Genomic DNA, 15,881 nt, shown 5'->3' with positions numbered 1-15,881 from the left:
CATGAGCATGAGCGACAACGGCCTTCGTCTGGTCTGGGTCTACCCCGACCTCCTGAGCACGTACGGCGACCAGGGCAACGCCCTCGTCGTGGAGCGCCGCGCCCGCCAGCGCCGCCTCGACGTGCACCGGATCGACGTGCGCAGCGACCAGCCGGTGCCCACCTCCGGCGACATCTATCTGATCGGCGGCGGTGAGGACCGGCCGCAGCGTCTCGCCGCGGAGCGGCTGCGCCGCGACGGCGGTCTCCAGCGGGCCGTGGCCAACGGCGCGATCGTCTTCTCGGTCTGCGCCGGTTACCAGATCCTCGGCCACGAGTTCATCAACGACCTGGGCGAGCGCGAGCAGGGCCTCGGCCTGCTCGACGTGGTGTCCACGCGTGGTGAGGGCGAGCGGTGCGTCGGCGACGTACTGGGCGACATCGACCCGCAGTTGGGGCTCCCCCCGCTGACGGGATTCGAGAACCACCAGGGCATCACGCACCTCGGCCCGTCGGCGCGGCCCTTCGCCCGCGTCAAGCTCGGCAGGGGCAACGGCACGGGTGACGGCACGGAGGGCGCGTTCAACGACACCGTGTTCGGCACGTACATGCACGGCCCCGTCCTCGCCCGCAACCCGCTGATCGCCGACCTGCTCCTGAAGCTGGCCCTCGATGTCAACGCGCTGCCGCCGGTCGACGACCGCTGGTACGAGGCGCTGCGCAACGAGCGGATCACGGCGGCACAGCAGCCCGCCTGATCAGGCTCCCGCACAAGTGAGCGGGCCAGTCCAGCAGGCGGACGCCGGGTGCGGCCCCGCCCCCTCCCGCCGGTAGGGTGGCGGGGATCCAGCCCGGACGACGTGGTCCGGTCATCGGCCCACGTTGCAAAGGTTTTCGGGCTATGCGTATTGGTGTCCTCACCTCCGGCGGAGACTGCCCCGGCCTGAACGCGGTGATTCGTTCGGTCGTGCACCGTGCCGTCGTCGACCACGGCGACGAGGTCATCGGCTTCCACGACGGCTGGAAGGGCCTGCTGGAGTGCGACTACCGCAAGCTCGACCTGGACGCGGTGGGCGGCATCCTCGCCCGCGGCGGCACGATCCTCGGCTCGTCGCGGGTCCAGCCCGCGCATCTGCGCGACGGCGTGGAGCGGGCCAAGGGCCATGTCACGGATCTCGGTCTTGACGCGATCATCCCGATCGGCGGCGAGGGCACGCTCAAGGCGGCCCGCCTCCTGTCCGACAGCGGCCTCCCGATCGTCGGCGTACCGAAGACGATCGACAACGACATCGCCGTCACGGACGTCACCTTCGGCTTCGACACGGCCGTCGGTGTCGCGACCGAGGCGCTCGACCGCCTCAAGACGACCGCCGAGTCCCACCAGCGCGTCCTGATCGTCGAGGTCATGGGCCGTCACACCGGCTGGATCGCGCTGCACTCGGGCATGGCCGCGGGCGCCCACGCCATCGTCGTGCCGGAGCGCCCCTTCGACATCGAGGAGCTGGCCGCGAAGGTCGGCGAGCGGTTCTCCGCGGGCAAGAAGTTCGCCATCGTCGTGGCCGCCGAGGGCGCCAAGCCCGCCCCCGGCTCCATGGAGTTCGACGAGGGCGTCAAGGACATGTACGGCCACGAGCGCTTCGCGGGCATCGCCACACGGCTCTCCGGTGAGCTGGAGCAGCGCCTCGGCAAGGAGGCCCGCCCGGTGATCCTCGGTCACGTCCAGCGCGGCGGCACCCCCACCGCGTACGACCGGGTGCTCGCCACGCGCTTCGGCTGGCACGCCGTCGAGGCCGTGCACCGCGGCGAGTTCGGCATGATGACGGCGCTGCGCGGCACGGACATCGTGATGGTGTCGCTCGCCGAGGCCGTGGAGACGCTGAAGACGGTTCCGCAGGAGCGGTACGCCGAGGCGGAGTGCGTTCTGTAGTTCGCGCTTGAAGAGTCTGCCCCCGGTCGCAGCCGCGACCGGGGGCAGTTCTACTCTGGTGCGGACAGACAGCACACAACCAGTACCAATCAGGAGCCGGCGGATGGATCACAGCGGGCACGGCATGAACATGGATCTGCCGCCGTTCACGCTGGGGCGAGGCCTCGCATGGTCGGCGGACCCCTTCTTCCTGATCGGGTGCCTGGTGGCGCTCGGCCTCTACGGCTGGGGTGTCGTGCGGCTCGCGCGGCGCGGTGACAGCTGGCAGGTGGGCCGCACGCTGTCGTTCGTCGTCGGTGTGCTGACCGTGATGCTGGTCATGTGCACCAAGCTGAACGACTACGGCATGGTCATGTTCTCCGTGCACATGGTGCAGCACATGGTGATCAGCATGCTGTCGCCGATCCTGCTCCTGATGGGCGCGCCGATCACGCTCGCGCTGCGGGCGATGCCGGTGGCACGGCGTGGCGCCAAGGGGCCGCGCGAGCTGCTCCTGATGTTCCTGCACAGCCGGTACATGCGGATCATCACGCATCCCGCGTTCACGATCCCGCTGTTCATCGCGAGCCTGTACGCGCTGTACTTCACGCCGATCTTCGACACGCTGATGGGTTCGAAGGTGGGGCACATCGGCATGATGGTGCACTTCCTCGCCGTCGGCCTGGTCTTCTTCTGGCCGATCATGGGCGTGGACCCGGGCCCGCACCGCCCCGGCTACGTGATGCGGATGCTGGAGCTCTTCGCGGGCATGCCCTTTCACGCGTTCTTCGGCATCGCGCTGATGATGGCGTCCGGGCCGATGATCGGCACGTACGAGCACCCGCCGGCCTCGCTCGGGATCGACGCACTGGCGGACCAGACGGCGGCGGGCGGCATCGCCTGGGCGTTCAGCGAGGTGCCCTCGGTGCTCGTGCTCCTCGCGCTGCTGTTCCAGTGGAAGAAGTCCGAGGACCGGCAGGCGCGCCGCAAGGACCGGGCCGCCGACCGTGACGGCGACCAGGAGCTGGCCGCGTACAACGCGTACCTCGCCTCACTGAACACACGCGGGCAGTAGCGCCCGGCGCCCCTGAGGGGTGACCATGGTGTTCAGCCGTGGTCCGGGCGCTGCGCCGTCCGGGTTGCCGGGAGGAGGCGGGCAATGCCCGGATCGATGAAGACGATGGGGGTGCTCACCGTCGGCTCCCTCGTCGCGGTGACGGCCTACACAGTGGCACTCGGGAGCAACGGCTGGCTGTGGTTCGGCTGGGTCGTGCTCGGTCTGCTCACCCTCGGGATGGCCGCGTCGCGCAGCACCTGACGCCTGGCGCGGTGCCGCGCGAGAGCGGGTCCCGGGCCTCAGAAGCGGAAGACGTATCCGGTCGACGCTTCCATCGTGCACGCGTTGGCGAACGTCTTCTGCCACGTGACCTGCTTGCCGCCGTACGTGCCGTTCGCACTCACGGTGACCGGGGCGTAGACCTGGGTGCACATCTCCGGATCCGCGACGAGCGCGTCCAGATTCCCGTGCGCCCTGTCGAGTGCGCCGCACGCTTCGGACGCGTGCGGGTGGTGTCCCCACGCCTCCGGCTCGCAGCGCAGGAGCTCACCGCGCATCCACGAGCCCTGGTCCCCGGAGACCGTGAGGAAGACCCCCTGGGGCTCGGGCGGGTCGGTGGCGACGGCGCGGGCGGGGCCGGCCGCGGCGAGGACGGTGAGCGCCGCGGCGGGGGCCGTGAGGGCCGCGGCGACGAGAACGAGCGGACGCATGCTGGACCTCCGGTGAGGGTGCGGGACGCAGGGAGGCCAGGGCACTCCCTGCACCGTACGGACACCAAGCGGACGCGCCGCGCGGTCCCCCGGCCGGAGGTCCGGCGAGGCCCGAACGGGCTCTCGCGCGCGGGCCGCCGATTGGTTACTGTGCGCACGCATCTGGATCCACGGGGAAGGCGGCCCAGCATGTTCTACCGACTGCTCAAGTACGTGATTCTGGGCCCACTGCTGCGGCTGGTGTTCCGGCCCCGGATCGAGGGGCTCGAACACGTGCCGGAGTCGGGCGCGGCGATCATCGCGGGCAATCACCTGTCGTTCTCGGACCACTTCCTGATGCCGGCCATCCTGAAGCGGCGCATCACGTTCCTGGCGAAGGCGGAGTACTTCACGGGGCCCGGCATCAAGGGCCGGCTGACGGCCGCCTTCTTCCGCAGCGCCGGCCAGATCCCCGTGGACCGCTCCGGCAAGGAGGCGGGTCAGGCGGCGATCCGCGAGGGCCTCGGCGTGCTGAGCAAGGACGAGCTGCTCGGGATCTACCCGGAGGGCACGCGCTCGCACGACGGGCGGCTCTACAAGGGCAAGGTCGGCGTGGCCGCGATGGCCCTCAAGGGGCAGGTCCCGGTGATCCCCTGCGCGATGATCGGCACCTTCGAGGCGCAGCCGCCCGGCCAGGTCATCCCGAACCTCCACCGTGTGACGATCCGCTTCGGCGAGCCCCTGGACTTCTCGCGCTACGCGGGCATGGAGGGCGAGAAGGCGATCCTCCGCGCGGTCACGGACGAGATCATGTACGCGATCCTCGGTCTGTCCGGCCAGGAGTACGTCGACAAGTACGCGGCCGACGTCAAGGCCGAGGCCGAAGCGGCCAAGGAGAAGGCACGGAAGTTCCCGCGGATGCCGCTGAGCTGAGAGCGGCGACCGGCGGTTTCTGCGCACCGCGTATTGCCCTGGGAGCGAGGCCTCCTCGCGGCGTACGGTCCGGTCATGAGGACTGCGGTGGTGATCGGGGCTACGGGGCAGATCGGGCGCGCGGCGGTGCGGGCGCTCGCGGAGGACGGCTGGGCGGTGACGGCGGTCTCCCGCGGCGGCGGGCGCGACGCAAGCTGGCCGGGGGACGTGCGGGAATCCCGCGCCGACCGGGAGGACGACGGCGCGCTCGGCGCGCTGCTCGGGGACGGCGTCGACGCGGTCGTGGACGCTGTGGCGTACGGCTCGGCCCACGCGCGACAGCTGGCCTCGTTCGCCGGCCGGATCGGTTCCGCGGTGGTGATCTCCAGCGGGTCCGTCTACGAGGACGACAAGGGGCGCGGCTTCGACACGCAGGGCGAGCCGGACGGGGCGCCCGCGTATCCGGTACCCATCCCGGAGACCCAGCGGACGGTCGCACCCGGCGAGGCGACGTACAGCACGCGGAAGGCCGGGCTGGAGCGGGAGCTGCTCGCGCTGGGCGGCCGGCTGCCGGCGACGCTCCTGCGCGCGGGCGCTGTGCACGGGCCGCACTGCCGCACGCCGCGCGAGCTGTACTTCGTGAAGCGGAATCTGGACGGCCGCCGTACGCGCGTGCTGGCCTACGGCGGGCGGAGCCGGTTCCATCCGGTCAGCGTGAACAACCTCGCCGAGCTGGTGCGGCTCGCCGCGGCGCGGCCCGGTTCGCGGGTCCTGAACGCCGGCGACCCCGAGGCACCGACGATCGCGGAGATCGGGGCGGAGATCGACGCCGTGATGGGGGTCGAGACGGAGACCGTCCTGGTGGACGGTGCGCCTCCGGAGCCGAATGTGGGTGACACCCCGTGGTCCATCGCGCATCCCGTCGTGTACGACATGGCCGCCGCGGAGCGGGAGTTGGGCTATCGCGCGGTGACGACGTACAGCGCGTCGCTGCCGGGGACGGTGGGCTGGCTGACCGAGCGGCTGAGCGCGGGGCGAGGCTGGGAGGAGGCGTTCCCGACGATGGTGCGGAACTACACGACGGGGCTCTTCGACTACGCGGCCGAGGACGCGTGGCTGGCGCGGCGCGGCTGACCGCACGGTGCCGGCCCGGCCCCCGAGCGGGGGCCGGGCCGGCAAAGGGGCTGCCGTCAGACGGTGGTTACGGCTTGGGCGTGGCGTGCGGGGTGCAGGTCACGTCCTTGCTGTCCGTCTTGCCGGTGAGCAGGTAGGTGTCGACCCGGTCGTTGATGCACGGGTTGGTCAGGCCGGTGACACCGTGGGAGCCCGCGTCCTTCTCGGTGATCAGGCGCGAGCCCTTGAAACGCTGGTGCAGTTCGACGGCGCCCTTGTAGGGGGTGGCCGCGTCACGGGTGGACTGGACGATCAGAACGGCGGGCAGGCCCTTGCCGGTCTTCACGTTCACGGGGGTCTGCTGCTTGGTGGGCCAGGTGGCGCACGGCAGGTTCATCCACGCGTTCGCCCACGTCATGAACGGGTAGTCCTTGTGCAGCCGCGTGTTGTCGCGGTCCCACTTGTTCCAGCTGGTGGGCCACTGGGCGTCGGCGCACTCGACGGCGGTGTAGACCGCGTTGCCGTTCTCCGACGCGGCGTTGCCCGCGGTGTCCGACATGTCGGGGGCCGCGGCGTCGACGAGCGCCTGGGTGTCCCCGGCGACGTACTTGCTCCACACCTGCGCGACCGGCACCCACGACGAGTCGTAGTACGGGGCGCTCTGGAAGAAGCCGATCAGCTCGGCGGGGCCGACGACGCCGCCGATGGGGTTCTTCTTCGCGGCGGCGCGCAGCTTCAGCCACTGGGCCTCGACCTTGGCCTGCGTGTCACCGAGGTGGAAGGAGGCGTCGTTCTTCGCCACCCACGACGTCCAGTCGTTCCAGCGGCCCTGGAAGGCGACGTCCTGGCCGAGGTTGGCCTCGTACCAGATGTTGTCGCGCGACGGGTCTACGACGCTGTCGACGACCATGCGGCGGACGTGGCCCGGGAAGAGCGTGCCGTAGACGGCGCCCAGGTACGTGCCGTAGGAGACGCCCAGGTAGTTGAGCTTCTTCTCGCCGAGGGCGGCGCGGATGACGTCGAGGTCACGCGCGGTGTTCGGCGTGGTCATCTGCGGCAGCATGTCGCCACTGCGCTCGGCGCAGCCGTCCGCGTACTCCTTGGCGAGCTTGCGCTGGGCGAGCTTGTCGGCCTCGGAGTCGGGGACCGGATCGGCCTTGGGAGCCTTCACGAACTCCTGCGGGTCGATGCAGGAGATCGGCGCCGAGTGGCCGACGCCGCGCGGGTCGAAGCCGACGAAGTCGTATGCCTTCGAAGTCTTCGTCCACAGCGGGTTCTTGGTGGTCACGCGCGCCGGGAAGCGCATGCCGGAGCCGCCGGGGCCGCCCGGGTTGTAGACGAGGGCGCCCTGGCGCTCGTCCTTGGTGCCGGTGGAGCCTATGCGGTCGACGGCCAGCTTGATCTGCTTGCCGTACGGCTTCGCGTAGTCGAGCGGCACCGTCACCCAGCCGCACTGGATGGGCTTGGCTATGCCCCAGTCGGCAGGGCAGTCCTTCCAGTCGATGCCGGCCTTGGCGGCACGGGCCGCCGCGACGGCCGCACCACGGGCCTCACGGTCCTGGCCGGTCCGGGAGTCCGCGCTCGCCACCGGCGCCGCCATCGCTCCGGCAATCAGGGTCGCCGCCACCAGGGTTCCGGCGGAGCCGATCACCGCCGTCCGGCTGCTTCGACTGGTAAGTCGAGTCCGTCTCAACTGAGGCCTCCGTACATCGATTCGATCATTACTTCGATCGGGTTCTCGATCAGTACGGGGATCCTTGCGCCTGCACCGTCCCTGACAACAGAGACAGTTGACGTTCTTTACCAATCCGATAAACGGTATAACTCGTCCCGGTGAGCGGAATGGGCCCGTACGGTCGTTTGGTTCGGACCGGCCGGGCCCCCTCGGGCCCTCTCTCAGGCCAGGCGACGCAGGGCGTCGTCGAGTGTTCCGCGCAGCCGCAGCGCGTCGGACGCGAGGGCCGTGACCAGGACCGCGGGCCCGGCGAGCGGCGTCAGCGCGGCGTTCTCGCCCAGCAGCGCGGGAGGCGGCCTGTCCTTCTCGAACTTGGGCTTCACGAACACGAGTTGACCGAGCGCCCGGTGTCCCCCGAGCACGGCGGGGCCGTCCCAGCCGCCGGGCGCGCCGGGACCGCAGGCCAGCTCCTGGTCGAGCAGTGGCCTGCCCGCGCGGTGGACGGTGAGCCGGCTGGTGAGCCGGCCGGGCACCTCCGCGGTGCGGCCGAGCACCTGCTCCTCACGCAGCACGAGCCGGGCGCCCGGCGCGAGCTCGGCCCGCGTGGTGACGCGCAGGTCGCTCTCGCAGGCCGAGATCAACTGCTCGGGCAGCCACCGCAGTTCGGCCCCGTCGTCGACCGTGAGACGGACGTCGTAGCGCGCCTCGCCCTTGGTCTGGCCGGGCAGGGCGATCGTCGCGGCGACGGACCCGATGCGCAGGCGGGCACCGGCCGTCGCGTGCGCCTCGACCGTCATGTGGTCGCCGCCGAGCGGCCCGCTCATCGCGCCGACGAGCATGACGCGCGCGTCGGGACCGGTCGAGCGGATGCGGCGCAGGGCCAGGGAGCCCTCTCCGTCGAGGACGGGCAGACAGGTGCCGCCCCGTCCGTCGTCACTCGCCGTGATGCGGGCCGTGGAGCGTACGCCCGCTGTCATGCCGTCCACACGGTGAGCTGTCCACGCACCCAGTCGGCGACCTCGCGCACACCCTCGGCGGAGCGCAGGGACTGGAGGACGACGGGGAGCTCGGCGCGCTGCGCCTTGGCGTCGGCGGACATCCGGGCGAGGTCGGAGCCGACGTACGGGGCGAGGTCCGTCTTGTTGATGACGAGCAGGTCGGCGGTGGTGACGCCGGGGCCGCCCTTGCGCGGGATGTCGTCGCCGCCGGCGACGTCGATGACGAAGACCTGCGCGTCGACGAGACCGCGCGAGAACGTGGCGGTGAGGTTGTCGCCGCCGGACTCGACGAGGATCAGGTCGAGCGGCCCGACCTCGTCCTCCAGGTCCTCCACGGCCTCCAGGTTGGCGGAGATGTCGTCGCGGATGGCGGTGTGCGGGCAGGCGCCGGTCTCCACGGCGGTGATGCGCTCGGGCGGCAGGACGGCCTCGCGGAGCAGGAACTCGGCGTCCTCACGTGTGTAGATGTCGTTCGTCACGACGGCGAGGGACAGCTCGTCGCGCAGCGCGCCGCAGAGCGCGGCGACGGTGGCCGTCTTCCCGGAGCCGACGGGCCCGCCGAGGCCGATACGCAGGGCACGGCGGGTGCCGTCGGGACGGCGGGCGTCGGCGCTGACCGCGGCGGGGCCGTCGTGCGAGTGGTCGAGGTGCATGGTGTTGCTCCAATCGTTCTGTGTGGAGGACGGGGCGCCCTGGGGCGCCTGTGCGCGTCCTACGACGCGAACAGGCGTACAGCCCAGGCCGCGTGGGCCTCGGCCCCCACCTCCAGCAGCGGCGCGGACGCCGCGGGCAGTGAATCCACGCCTTCGGTGACGGCGCGTGCCGCCGCCTCGGCGGCCTCCGTCGCGACGCGGTCGATGTCGTCGGCGAGGCGCGCGAGCCCCGCCGTCGCGTCGAACGGATCGAGGCTGAGCAGCCTGACCGTCGCGGTGGCGGGCCCGCTGACGCTCTCGTACGCGGAGCAGTAGGCGGCGTCGACGGGGCCGAGTCCCGCGGCCCGCGCGGTGAGGCCGAGGACCACCGGCTGGTGCGCCCCCTTGGGGAACCGCCGGGCGAGTGCGTCGAGTTCGGGATGCGGCCACGCCGCGCGGGCGGCGCGCATGAGCTGTCTGCCGAGCCTGCGCGCCGCGGTGCGCAGGGCGGGCGAAGGCGTACGGGCGTCAGCGGCCTCGTCCAGGGTGACCGGGTCGAGGCCGAGCGCGGCGGCGGCGGCCAGCGACGCCGACACCAGCCCCGTGGTATGCAGACGGCCCCGGCAGAATTCCTCCAGGCTCGCCGCGCCGGTGATGCGTCCCGCCTTGACGGCGGCCTCCGCCCCGCCGGAGTGGGCATGCCCACCGGCGGGGAAGCGGCCGTCGGCCAGGACGAGTAGTGCGGCTCGTGTCATGACTCTTCTTCTCGGCCCGTCAGAACAGGAAGTACCGCTGGGCGAGCGGCAGTTCGGCGGCGGGCGCGGGCTCGACGAGTTCTCCGTCGATGGTGACGGCGAAGCTGTCGGGGGCGACCTCGACCCGCGGCAGCGCGTCATTCTCCCGCATGTCCGCCTTCGTGCGTCCCCGCGTCGAGCGGATCGGCACGAACTTCCTGTCGAGACCGAGGCGTTCGGGCAGACCGTCGTCGAGGGCGGTCTGCGTCACGTAGAAGAACGAGTTCGAGGCGGGGGCCCTGCCGTGGGCACCGAACATGGGGCGGGGCAGGACGGGCTGCGGTGTGGGGATCGACGCGTTGGCGTCACCCATCTGTGCGTACGCGATCTGGCCGCCCTTGATGACGACCTGCGGCTTGACGCCGAAGAACTGGGGGTCCCAGAGGACGAGGTCGGCGAGTTTGCCGGTCTCGACGGAGCCGATCTCGTGGTCGATGCCCTGTGCGACGGCCGCGTTGATCGTGTATTTGGCGACATAGCGACGGGCGCGCCGGTTGTCGGCGCGGGTGTCGCCGGGGAGTTGGCCGCGGCGGCGCTTCATGACGTGGGCGGTCTGCCAGGTCCGCAGCACGACCTCGCCGACGCGGCCCATCGCCTGGGAGTCCGAGGACATGATCGAGATGGCGCCGATGTCGTGAAGGACGTCCTCGGCCGCGATGGTGGTGGGCCGGATCCGGGACTCGGCGAAGGCCAGGTCCTCGGGGACGGCCGGGTTGAGGTGGTGACAGACCATCAGCATGTCGAGGTGCTCCTCGACGGTGTTGACGGTGTGCGGCCGTGTCGGGTTGGTCGAGCTCGGCAGCATGTTGGGCAGCGAGACGGCCGTGATCATGTCGGGCGCGTGCCCGCCGCCCGCGCCCTCGACGTGGAAGGCGTGGAGGGTGCGGCCGGCCACGGCGTCGAAGGTGGCGTCGACGAAGCCCGCCTCGTTCAGGGTGTCCGTGTGGACGGCGAGCTGCGCGCCGGTGTCCTCACAGACGTTCAGGCAGGCGTCGATGACGGCGGGGGTCGCGCCCCAGTCCTCGTGGATCTTGAAACTGACGGCGCCCGCGCGCAGTTGGGCGTACATCGACTCGGCGGACGTGGTGTTGCCCTTGCCGAGGAAGCCGATGTTGACGGGGCTCGACTCCATCGCCTCGAACATGCGGGCAAGATGCCACGAACCAGGAGTGATCGTGGTCGCCTTGGAGCCCTCGGCCGGGCCGGTACCGCCGCCGATGAGCGTGGTGACGCCGGAGGCGAGCGCCTCGTCGACGATGGTCGGCGAGATGAAGTGGATGTGGGTGTCGATGGCGCCGGCGGTGACGATCTTGCCGTTGCCCGCGAGGATCTCGGTCTCGGGGCCGATGACGAGGTCGGGGTGGACGCCGTCCATCGTGTCCGGGTTTCCGGACTTGCCGATCGCGGTGATCCGGCCGTCCCTCATACCGATGTCGGCCTTGACGATGCCCCAGTGGTCGATGATCACGGCGCCGGTGATGACGGTGTCGGGGGCGCCGTCTGCGCGCGTAGCGCATGACTGGCCCATGGACTCGCGGATCACCTTGCCGCCGCCGAAGACCGACTCGTCACCGGAGAGTCCGGGGCCGCCGGAGCGGTCCTCCTCGATCTCGATGAGCAGGTCGGTGTCCGCGAGGCGGATGCGGTCGCCCGTGGTGGGGCCGAACAGGTCGGCGTAGGCGGCGCGGGAGAGTTCAGCCATCGAGGGCACCTCCGGTCCGGCCCCGCAGACCGGGCACGATGCGCCGGCCGGCCAGAGGCACGAGTTCGATGTCGACAGGGATTCCGGGCTCGAAGCGCACGGCGGTCCCTGCGGCGACGTTGAGTCGCAGACCGTGCGCTGCGGCACGGTCGAACTCCAGACCGGGATTGGCCTCGGCGAAGTGGTAGTGGGAGCCGACCTGGACGGGCCGGTCGGCGGCGTTGAGCACGGTCAGACGGGTGACCTCGCGGCCCTCGTTGAACACGACGGGCTCGTCCGCGAACAGGATCTCTCCGGGGATCATGGAAGCGCTCCCCCCGTCAGACGATCGGGTCATGGACGGTGACGAGCTTGGTGCCGTCGGGGAAGGTCGCCTCGACCTGCACATCGTGGATCATCTCGGGGATGCCCTCCATGACGTCGTCGCGCGTGAGCACCTTGCGACCGGACGACATGAGTTCGGCCACGGTCCGGCCGTCACGTGCGCCTTCGAGAATGTGCGACGTGACAAGCGCGATCGCCTCGGGATGGTTGAGCTTCAGACCCCGGGCCCGGCGCTTCTCGGCCACGTCGGCGGCCACATGGATGAGCAGTCTCTCCTGCTCGTGCGGGGTCAGTTGCACGGCTCCCACCTCACAGTCCTTCGCTCCGGACCGTGCGGGGTCCGGCTGCCGCGGCCACCGCGACGGGTATAGATGTAACACACAAGAAATGGATACGATCTTGTGCATCCCGGTTACAAAAGCCCCTGGTGACGTGCGGTGCAGGCTAATTGCGGGGAGTTTCAACGAGGTTAACCGCCCTTTGACCCACTCATGACTGTCAGCTGGGCTCACCCATACCCGTCAGGGCCCGCGGGCCGTTCTGCAAAGTTTCGCTATGGACCTCCCCGAACAGCGCCTGCCACGCGGTCCCATCAGGCCATGACCACCGAGGCGCTACGGCCGCCGATACCCGAACGGCGCGCAGGGGCGGGGGTGGCGCTGACGATTCCGCAGCTGCCCGAACCGGTGGCCCCCACAGGCAAGTTCACGCCGTCGAGCGCGGGCGGGACGCCGCTGCGCCCGGTCTCGCAGTCGACGGGGCGCGGCCTTGTCGCCCTCGATCGCGGCGCCGGCCCGAGCGGGGCTCGGGCTCGCATACGTACGGTTCGGCGGACTGCGCAAGAAGCGGGGCGGGCGCCCAGAAGGAGCCCGGTGAGCCCAAGTCGCTCGATCCGGGTCCTGGTTGAGGCCTGACAGACGTGTCCGACCAGTCAGGTCAGCCAAATTCGCCGGACCTGCCCGGCCCGTCCGACCTCCCGACCCGCCCGGCCTCCAGACCTGTCCGACCTACCTGACCTGACCTGACCGACCTACCTGACCTCCGGCCCTCGGTGCTCGGCGGCGATGCCGAAGCGGTGGCGGTCGCCGCCGGTGGACGGGGTCGACCCGATGCCGGAGACGGAGCTGATCACTTGCTCGTCCTCCGGCTCCCCCAGAGCTTCCAGGCGTTCGAGATCGGCGGCGGAGACCAGCGCGACGAGCGGCTTGCCGTGCCGGGTCACGACGACGCGCTCCCCGCCGTACACGACGCGGTTGATCAGATCGGCGAGCTCAGCGCGGGCTTGCGTCACCGGAATCTCGTAGGCCATGTCCTCCAGCTTAGACCGGGCCCCCAGAGCGGACACGGTCCGTGACCGCGGGGCGACCCACAGGCGGGAAGGCCGCCCGGGCGGGACGGTGCGGGCCGCCGCCGTTGTCAGTGGCTGCCCGTAACGTCGACGTGTCAACTGTTCGTGCCGCATGGCTGCTTGCGCGGATTCGACGCAGCCCCGCCCGGAACAGCGCCCGCGGCGGGGCCTCGCGCGCCTAGGCTCCGCGCATGGAACAGAGCGAGATCATCTTGCGCGCAATCGGCGTCCTGACCGAGACCCAGGAAATGGTGCGCAGGCTCAGCAAGGATGCCGAGCCCGACATCGAGGCCGAGGACGCCCAGCTCGGGCGCCTGGTGACAGAGGTGTTCCCCTCCATCGAGATCCCGGCGGAATCGAGCGTGGAGGAGGCGGCGGAGGCCACCGTCGCGGCACTGATGCCGGTGACGATCTCCCTGGTGGGCGCGTTCGCGTTCCTCTTCTCCGAGCTCGCCGAGGTGCATGACTCGGGCCGGACGGACATCAAGACCGCCGACCTCCTGCAACACCTCGCGCTGCGCCTGTCCAGGTCGGAAGACGGCGACCGGTAGCCACGACAAGGAGAGCGGAGCAGGGGTCGGCCGGCGCCTCGGGCGCGGGCCGACCCCTTTTCGCGCTCCTTGAAGCCTGCGCCCTACCCGATTTTCTGTACGTCCTGTACATTTTTTACGAAGCAGCGACAGAGTCCCGCGCTCACGGAGGCATGTGCCATGAACCGACCTTCCGCCCGCTACGTCCTGCCCGAGTTCACCGAGCGCACCTCGGCCGGGCACCGCACTCTCGATCCGTACTCCAAGCTCCTGGAGGAGCGGATCGTCTTCCTGGGGACACCGATCGACGACACCTCCGCGAACGACGTCATGGCGCAGTTCATGCACCTCGAGTACGCCGCGCCGGACCGGGACATCTCCCTGTACATCAACTCCCCCGGCGGCTCGTTCAGCGCGATGACGGCGATCTACGACACGATCCGGTTCGTCAGCTGCGAGGTCGAGACCGTGTGCCTCGGGCAGGCCGCGTCCGCCGCCGCCGTGCTCCTGGCGGCCGGGACGCCGGGGAAGCGGGCCGTGCTGCCCGGCGCGCGCGTGGTGATCCATCAGCCGGGGCTGCCCGAGCCCGCGCAGGGACAGCCGAGCGACCTGGAGATCCAGGCCCGTGAACTGGTGCGGATGCGCGCCCAGCTGGAAGAACTGCTCGCACGGCACACCGGTCGGAGCCGCGAGCGCATCGCCGCCGACATCGAGCGGGACACGATCCTCCGGGCCCAGGACGCCGTGGAGTACGGGCTCGTGGACCGGGTCATCGGCAACCGCAAGACGTCCGGTTCGGCCCCCGGCGCCAGGTGAGCCGACGATGCTGCCGCCCGAACTGCCCCCGCTGCCCGCGCTGACGCGCGCCGAGTGCGACCTCCTCGACCGCTATCTAGAGGTGGTCGACCTGCTCGGCAGGATCAACCCGGCCAGAAGCAACCACACATATGGCGGACTGCGCGCTGCGCAAGCACTCGTCGGCAGGGCGACGGCCCTCAGGGACGCTCTGACGCTCATGCATCAGCGGGGCGAGAGCGAGGTCCACGCGACGACGCTCGCCCAGGCTTTGCGGGTCCTGGACGGAGAAAGAAGGGCACAACGGGTCACAGTTCCACCGGAGCCGGTCAATTGACGGTGCGTTCGAGACCGAAGCGATCCGATGCGAACTGTCCGGTCCCGGATCGAAACGGACCAGAAGAGGTACCCACATACGGAGTAGCCGGCACCCGCACATGCGAACCGGAAAAGTTGCGCGGAACGCCTACGCGAAGTCCGGGATTCCGCCTTCCGCTGCTGGTGCGGGCGTCGTCGGGACCCCGACGACGGGGTGGAAACGTGCGCTGTCCACCCGAACAGGCCAGCCGTGAGGACACTCACTCAACGCCGATTCGGCGCTGCATTCGCGCCGTTCGTGCGTGAAGATCCCTTCCGACGACAAGCCCCCGCCACCGCGGCGGGGCGGTCCGTGCGGACGCCGAGTCCTGCCGCCGTACGGATGCCAGGTCGACAGAAGTGGATCGGCAGGAGTGGAGGACCCGAGCACGACGGGCCGCCGGAGCTGTTTTCCGGGCCGGTCCTTGGGGTGAAGCCGCACATCGCGGCCGGGCAACTTCGCCAGCCCGAATCCGACAGGTCATCCTTCACAGGCGGCTGACGAAGGGTTGCGCATGACTGCGCTCAATCGTGTCCCGTCGCTGCTCGCCCGGGCCGGAACCGCCTCGGCCCTCACGCTCGCCGTAGCGGGTGGCAGCCTGCTGGTGCCCGGAGCCGCGCCCGAAGCGGAGGCCGCACCACCGGCGACGAAAGCACTCCAGATCGCGGCCTCCAAGAAGGGAAGTCCCTACCGGTGGGGCGCCACAGGGCCGCGCACGTTCGACTGCTCGGGCCTGACGCTCTACTCGTTCAAGGCCGCGGGCAAGAAGCTGCCCCGCACCGCCGCCCAGCAGTACAACAAGACCCGCCATGTCTCCGCGTCCCATCGAAAACGCGGTGACCTCGTCTTCTTCCATTCGGGCCGCGGCGTCTACCACGTCGGCATCTACGCCGGGAAGGGGAGGATCTGGCACTCGCCGAAGACCGGTGCCGTGGTGCGGCTCGAGCGGATCTGGACGAAGCGCGTCTGGTACGGGCGCGTGCGCTAGCGCAGCCTGGCGGGTCCCCGGGAGCTCCAGGGACCCGCCAGGCACCGGAGAGTGTCACGCCCGCCCGGGCCGCCTCGGAACC

At 70.6% G+C, this 15,881-nt stretch carries 19 protein-coding genes and 1 riboswitch; of the genes, 10 read left to right on the top strand and 9 right to left on the bottom strand.

The annotated features are described in order from the left end of the window. The first annotated feature begins 7 nt into the window (after nt 1-7). From OHO83_RS36925 to OHO83_RS36910, 4 genes are all read left to right on the top strand, one after another. Entirely contained in the window at nt 8-736 is a 729-nt protein-coding gene (locus OHO83_RS36925) for a type 1 glutamine amidotransferase (protein WP_266667983.1), read from the top strand. A 143-nt stretch (nt 737-879) separates the two neighbouring features. Next, nucleotides 880-1,905, top strand: a complete 1,026-nt coding sequence (locus tag OHO83_RS36920; RefSeq protein ID WP_330280359.1) for a 6-phosphofructokinase — start codon at nt 880-882, stop codon at nt 1,903-1,905. A 103-nt stretch (nt 1,906-2,008) separates the two neighbouring features. Continuing rightward, nucleotides 2,009-2,959 carry a cytochrome c oxidase assembly protein gene (locus tag OHO83_RS36915; RefSeq protein ID WP_266667987.1) on the top strand — a complete coding sequence of 317 codons (951 nt, stop codon included), beginning with the start codon at nt 2,009-2,011 and terminating at the stop codon, nt 2,957-2,959. Nucleotides 2,960-3,043: 84 nt separating this feature from the next. Then, the gene (locus OHO83_RS36910) at nt 3,044-3,202 is read left to right on the top strand and encodes a hypothetical protein (protein ID WP_266667989.1); all 159 of its coding nucleotides are present in this window, start codon (nt 3,044-3,046) and stop codon (nt 3,200-3,202) included. A gap of 38 nt (nt 3,203-3,240) precedes the next feature. Here OHO83_RS36910 and OHO83_RS36905 read toward each other — a convergent pair whose 3' ends face one another. Next, nucleotides 3,241-3,651: an SSI family serine proteinase inhibitor gene (locus OHO83_RS36905; RefSeq protein WP_330280358.1), complete on the bottom strand. Its 411-nt coding sequence runs from the start codon at nt 3,649-3,651 to the stop codon at nt 3,241-3,243. A gap of 189 nt (nt 3,652-3,840) precedes the next feature. On the opposite strand from OHO83_RS36905, the gene OHO83_RS36900 reads away from it, so the two are divergent. Both OHO83_RS36900 and OHO83_RS36895 read left to right on the top strand, forming a co-directional pair. After that, a complete protein-coding gene (locus OHO83_RS36900; protein WP_266667993.1) occupies nt 3,841-4,563 on the top strand; it encodes a lysophospholipid acyltransferase family protein in 723 nt (240 codons plus the stop codon). Between the two features lie 75 nt (nt 4,564-4,638). Then, on the top strand, nt 4,639-5,676 hold the full coding sequence (locus OHO83_RS36895) for an NAD-dependent epimerase/dehydratase family protein (protein ID WP_330280357.1): 1,038 nt from the start codon (nt 4,639-4,641) through the stop codon (nt 5,674-5,676). Between the two features lie 67 nt (nt 5,677-5,743). Here the strand turns inward: OHO83_RS36895 and OHO83_RS36890 are convergent, their stop codons facing one another. The 8 genes from OHO83_RS36890 to OHO83_RS36855 all read right to left on the bottom strand — a co-directional run bounded on the left by OHO83_RS36890 (nt 5,744) and on the right by OHO83_RS36855 (nt 13,089). Continuing rightward, nucleotides 5,744-7,255 carry an alpha/beta hydrolase gene (locus OHO83_RS36890; RefSeq protein WP_329438015.1) on the bottom strand — a complete coding sequence of 504 codons (1,512 nt, stop codon included), beginning with the start codon at nt 7,253-7,255 and terminating at the stop codon, nt 5,744-5,746. A gap of 296 nt (nt 7,256-7,551) precedes the next feature. Next, nucleotides 7,552-8,307, bottom strand: a complete 756-nt coding sequence (locus tag OHO83_RS36885; protein WP_330280356.1) for an urease accessory protein UreD — start codon at nt 8,305-8,307, stop codon at nt 7,552-7,554. Then, entirely contained in the window at nt 8,304-8,981 is a 678-nt protein-coding gene (ureG, locus tag OHO83_RS36880) for an urease accessory protein UreG (protein WP_266667999.1), read from the bottom strand. Before ureG ends, OHO83_RS36885 begins: the two co-directional genes overlap by 4 nt. 59 nt (nt 8,982-9,040) lie before the next feature. Beyond that, on the bottom strand, nt 9,041-9,715 hold the full coding sequence (locus OHO83_RS36875) for an urease accessory protein UreF (RefSeq protein WP_330280355.1): 675 nt from the start codon (nt 9,713-9,715) through the stop codon (nt 9,041-9,043). A 19-nt stretch (nt 9,716-9,734) separates the two neighbouring features. Continuing rightward, nucleotides 9,735-11,456 (bottom strand): urease subunit alpha, encoded by a 1,722-nt coding sequence (locus OHO83_RS36870; protein WP_266668003.1) that lies wholly within the window; start codon nt 11,454-11,456, stop codon nt 9,735-9,737. Then, nucleotides 11,449-11,760: an urease subunit beta gene (locus OHO83_RS36865; protein WP_227293444.1), complete on the bottom strand. Its 312-nt coding sequence runs from the start codon at nt 11,758-11,760 to the stop codon at nt 11,449-11,451. Before OHO83_RS36865 ends, OHO83_RS36870 begins: the two co-directional genes overlap by 8 nt. A 16-nt stretch (nt 11,761-11,776) precedes the next feature. Then, entirely contained in the window at nt 11,777-12,079 is a 303-nt protein-coding gene (locus tag OHO83_RS36860) for an urease subunit gamma (RefSeq protein WP_116501972.1), read from the bottom strand. A gap of 731 nt (nt 12,080-12,810) precedes the next feature. Continuing rightward, nucleotides 12,811-13,089 carry a type II toxin-antitoxin system Phd/YefM family antitoxin gene (locus tag OHO83_RS36855; protein WP_266668005.1) on the bottom strand — a complete coding sequence of 93 codons (279 nt, stop codon included), beginning with the start codon at nt 13,087-13,089 and terminating at the stop codon, nt 12,811-12,813. Nucleotides 13,090-13,319: 230 nt separating this feature from the next. On the opposite strand from OHO83_RS36855, the gene OHO83_RS36850 reads away from it, so the two are divergent. The 4 genes from OHO83_RS36850 (at nt 13,320) to OHO83_RS36835 (ending at nt 15,799) form a co-directional block, all read left to right on the top strand. Continuing rightward, nucleotides 13,320-13,679, top strand: coding sequence for a hypothetical protein (locus tag OHO83_RS36850; protein ID WP_266668007.1), 360 nt, complete (start codon nt 13,320-13,322; stop codon nt 13,677-13,679). A gap of 159 nt (nt 13,680-13,838) precedes the next feature. Then, nucleotides 13,839-14,474 (top strand): ATP-dependent Clp protease proteolytic subunit, encoded by a 636-nt coding sequence (locus OHO83_RS36845; RefSeq protein WP_266668009.1) that lies wholly within the window; start codon nt 13,839-13,841, stop codon nt 14,472-14,474. A gap of 7 nt (nt 14,475-14,481) precedes the next feature. Next, a complete protein-coding gene (locus tag OHO83_RS36840) occupies nt 14,482-14,790 on the top strand; it encodes a hypothetical protein (RefSeq protein WP_329436224.1) in 309 nt (102 codons plus the stop codon). A gap of 354 nt (nt 14,791-15,144) precedes the next feature. Then, nucleotides 15,145-15,322: riboswitch (cyclic di-AMP (ydaO/yuaA leader) on the top strand. Nucleotides 15,323-15,325: 3 nt separating this feature from the next. Next, on the top strand, nt 15,326-15,799 hold the full coding sequence (locus tag OHO83_RS36835; RefSeq protein ID WP_266668013.1) for a C40 family peptidase: 474 nt from the start codon (nt 15,326-15,328) through the stop codon (nt 15,797-15,799). Nucleotides 15,800-15,881 lie beyond the last annotated feature (82 nt).

The organism is Streptomyces sp. NBC_00569 (genome assembly GCF_036345255.1).
Classification (GTDB): domain Bacteria; phylum Actinomycetota; class Actinomycetes; order Streptomycetales; family Streptomycetaceae; genus Streptomyces.
Note: the sequence above shows the minus strand (reverse complement) of the source record. Positions and strands in the feature narration are given on the sequence as shown.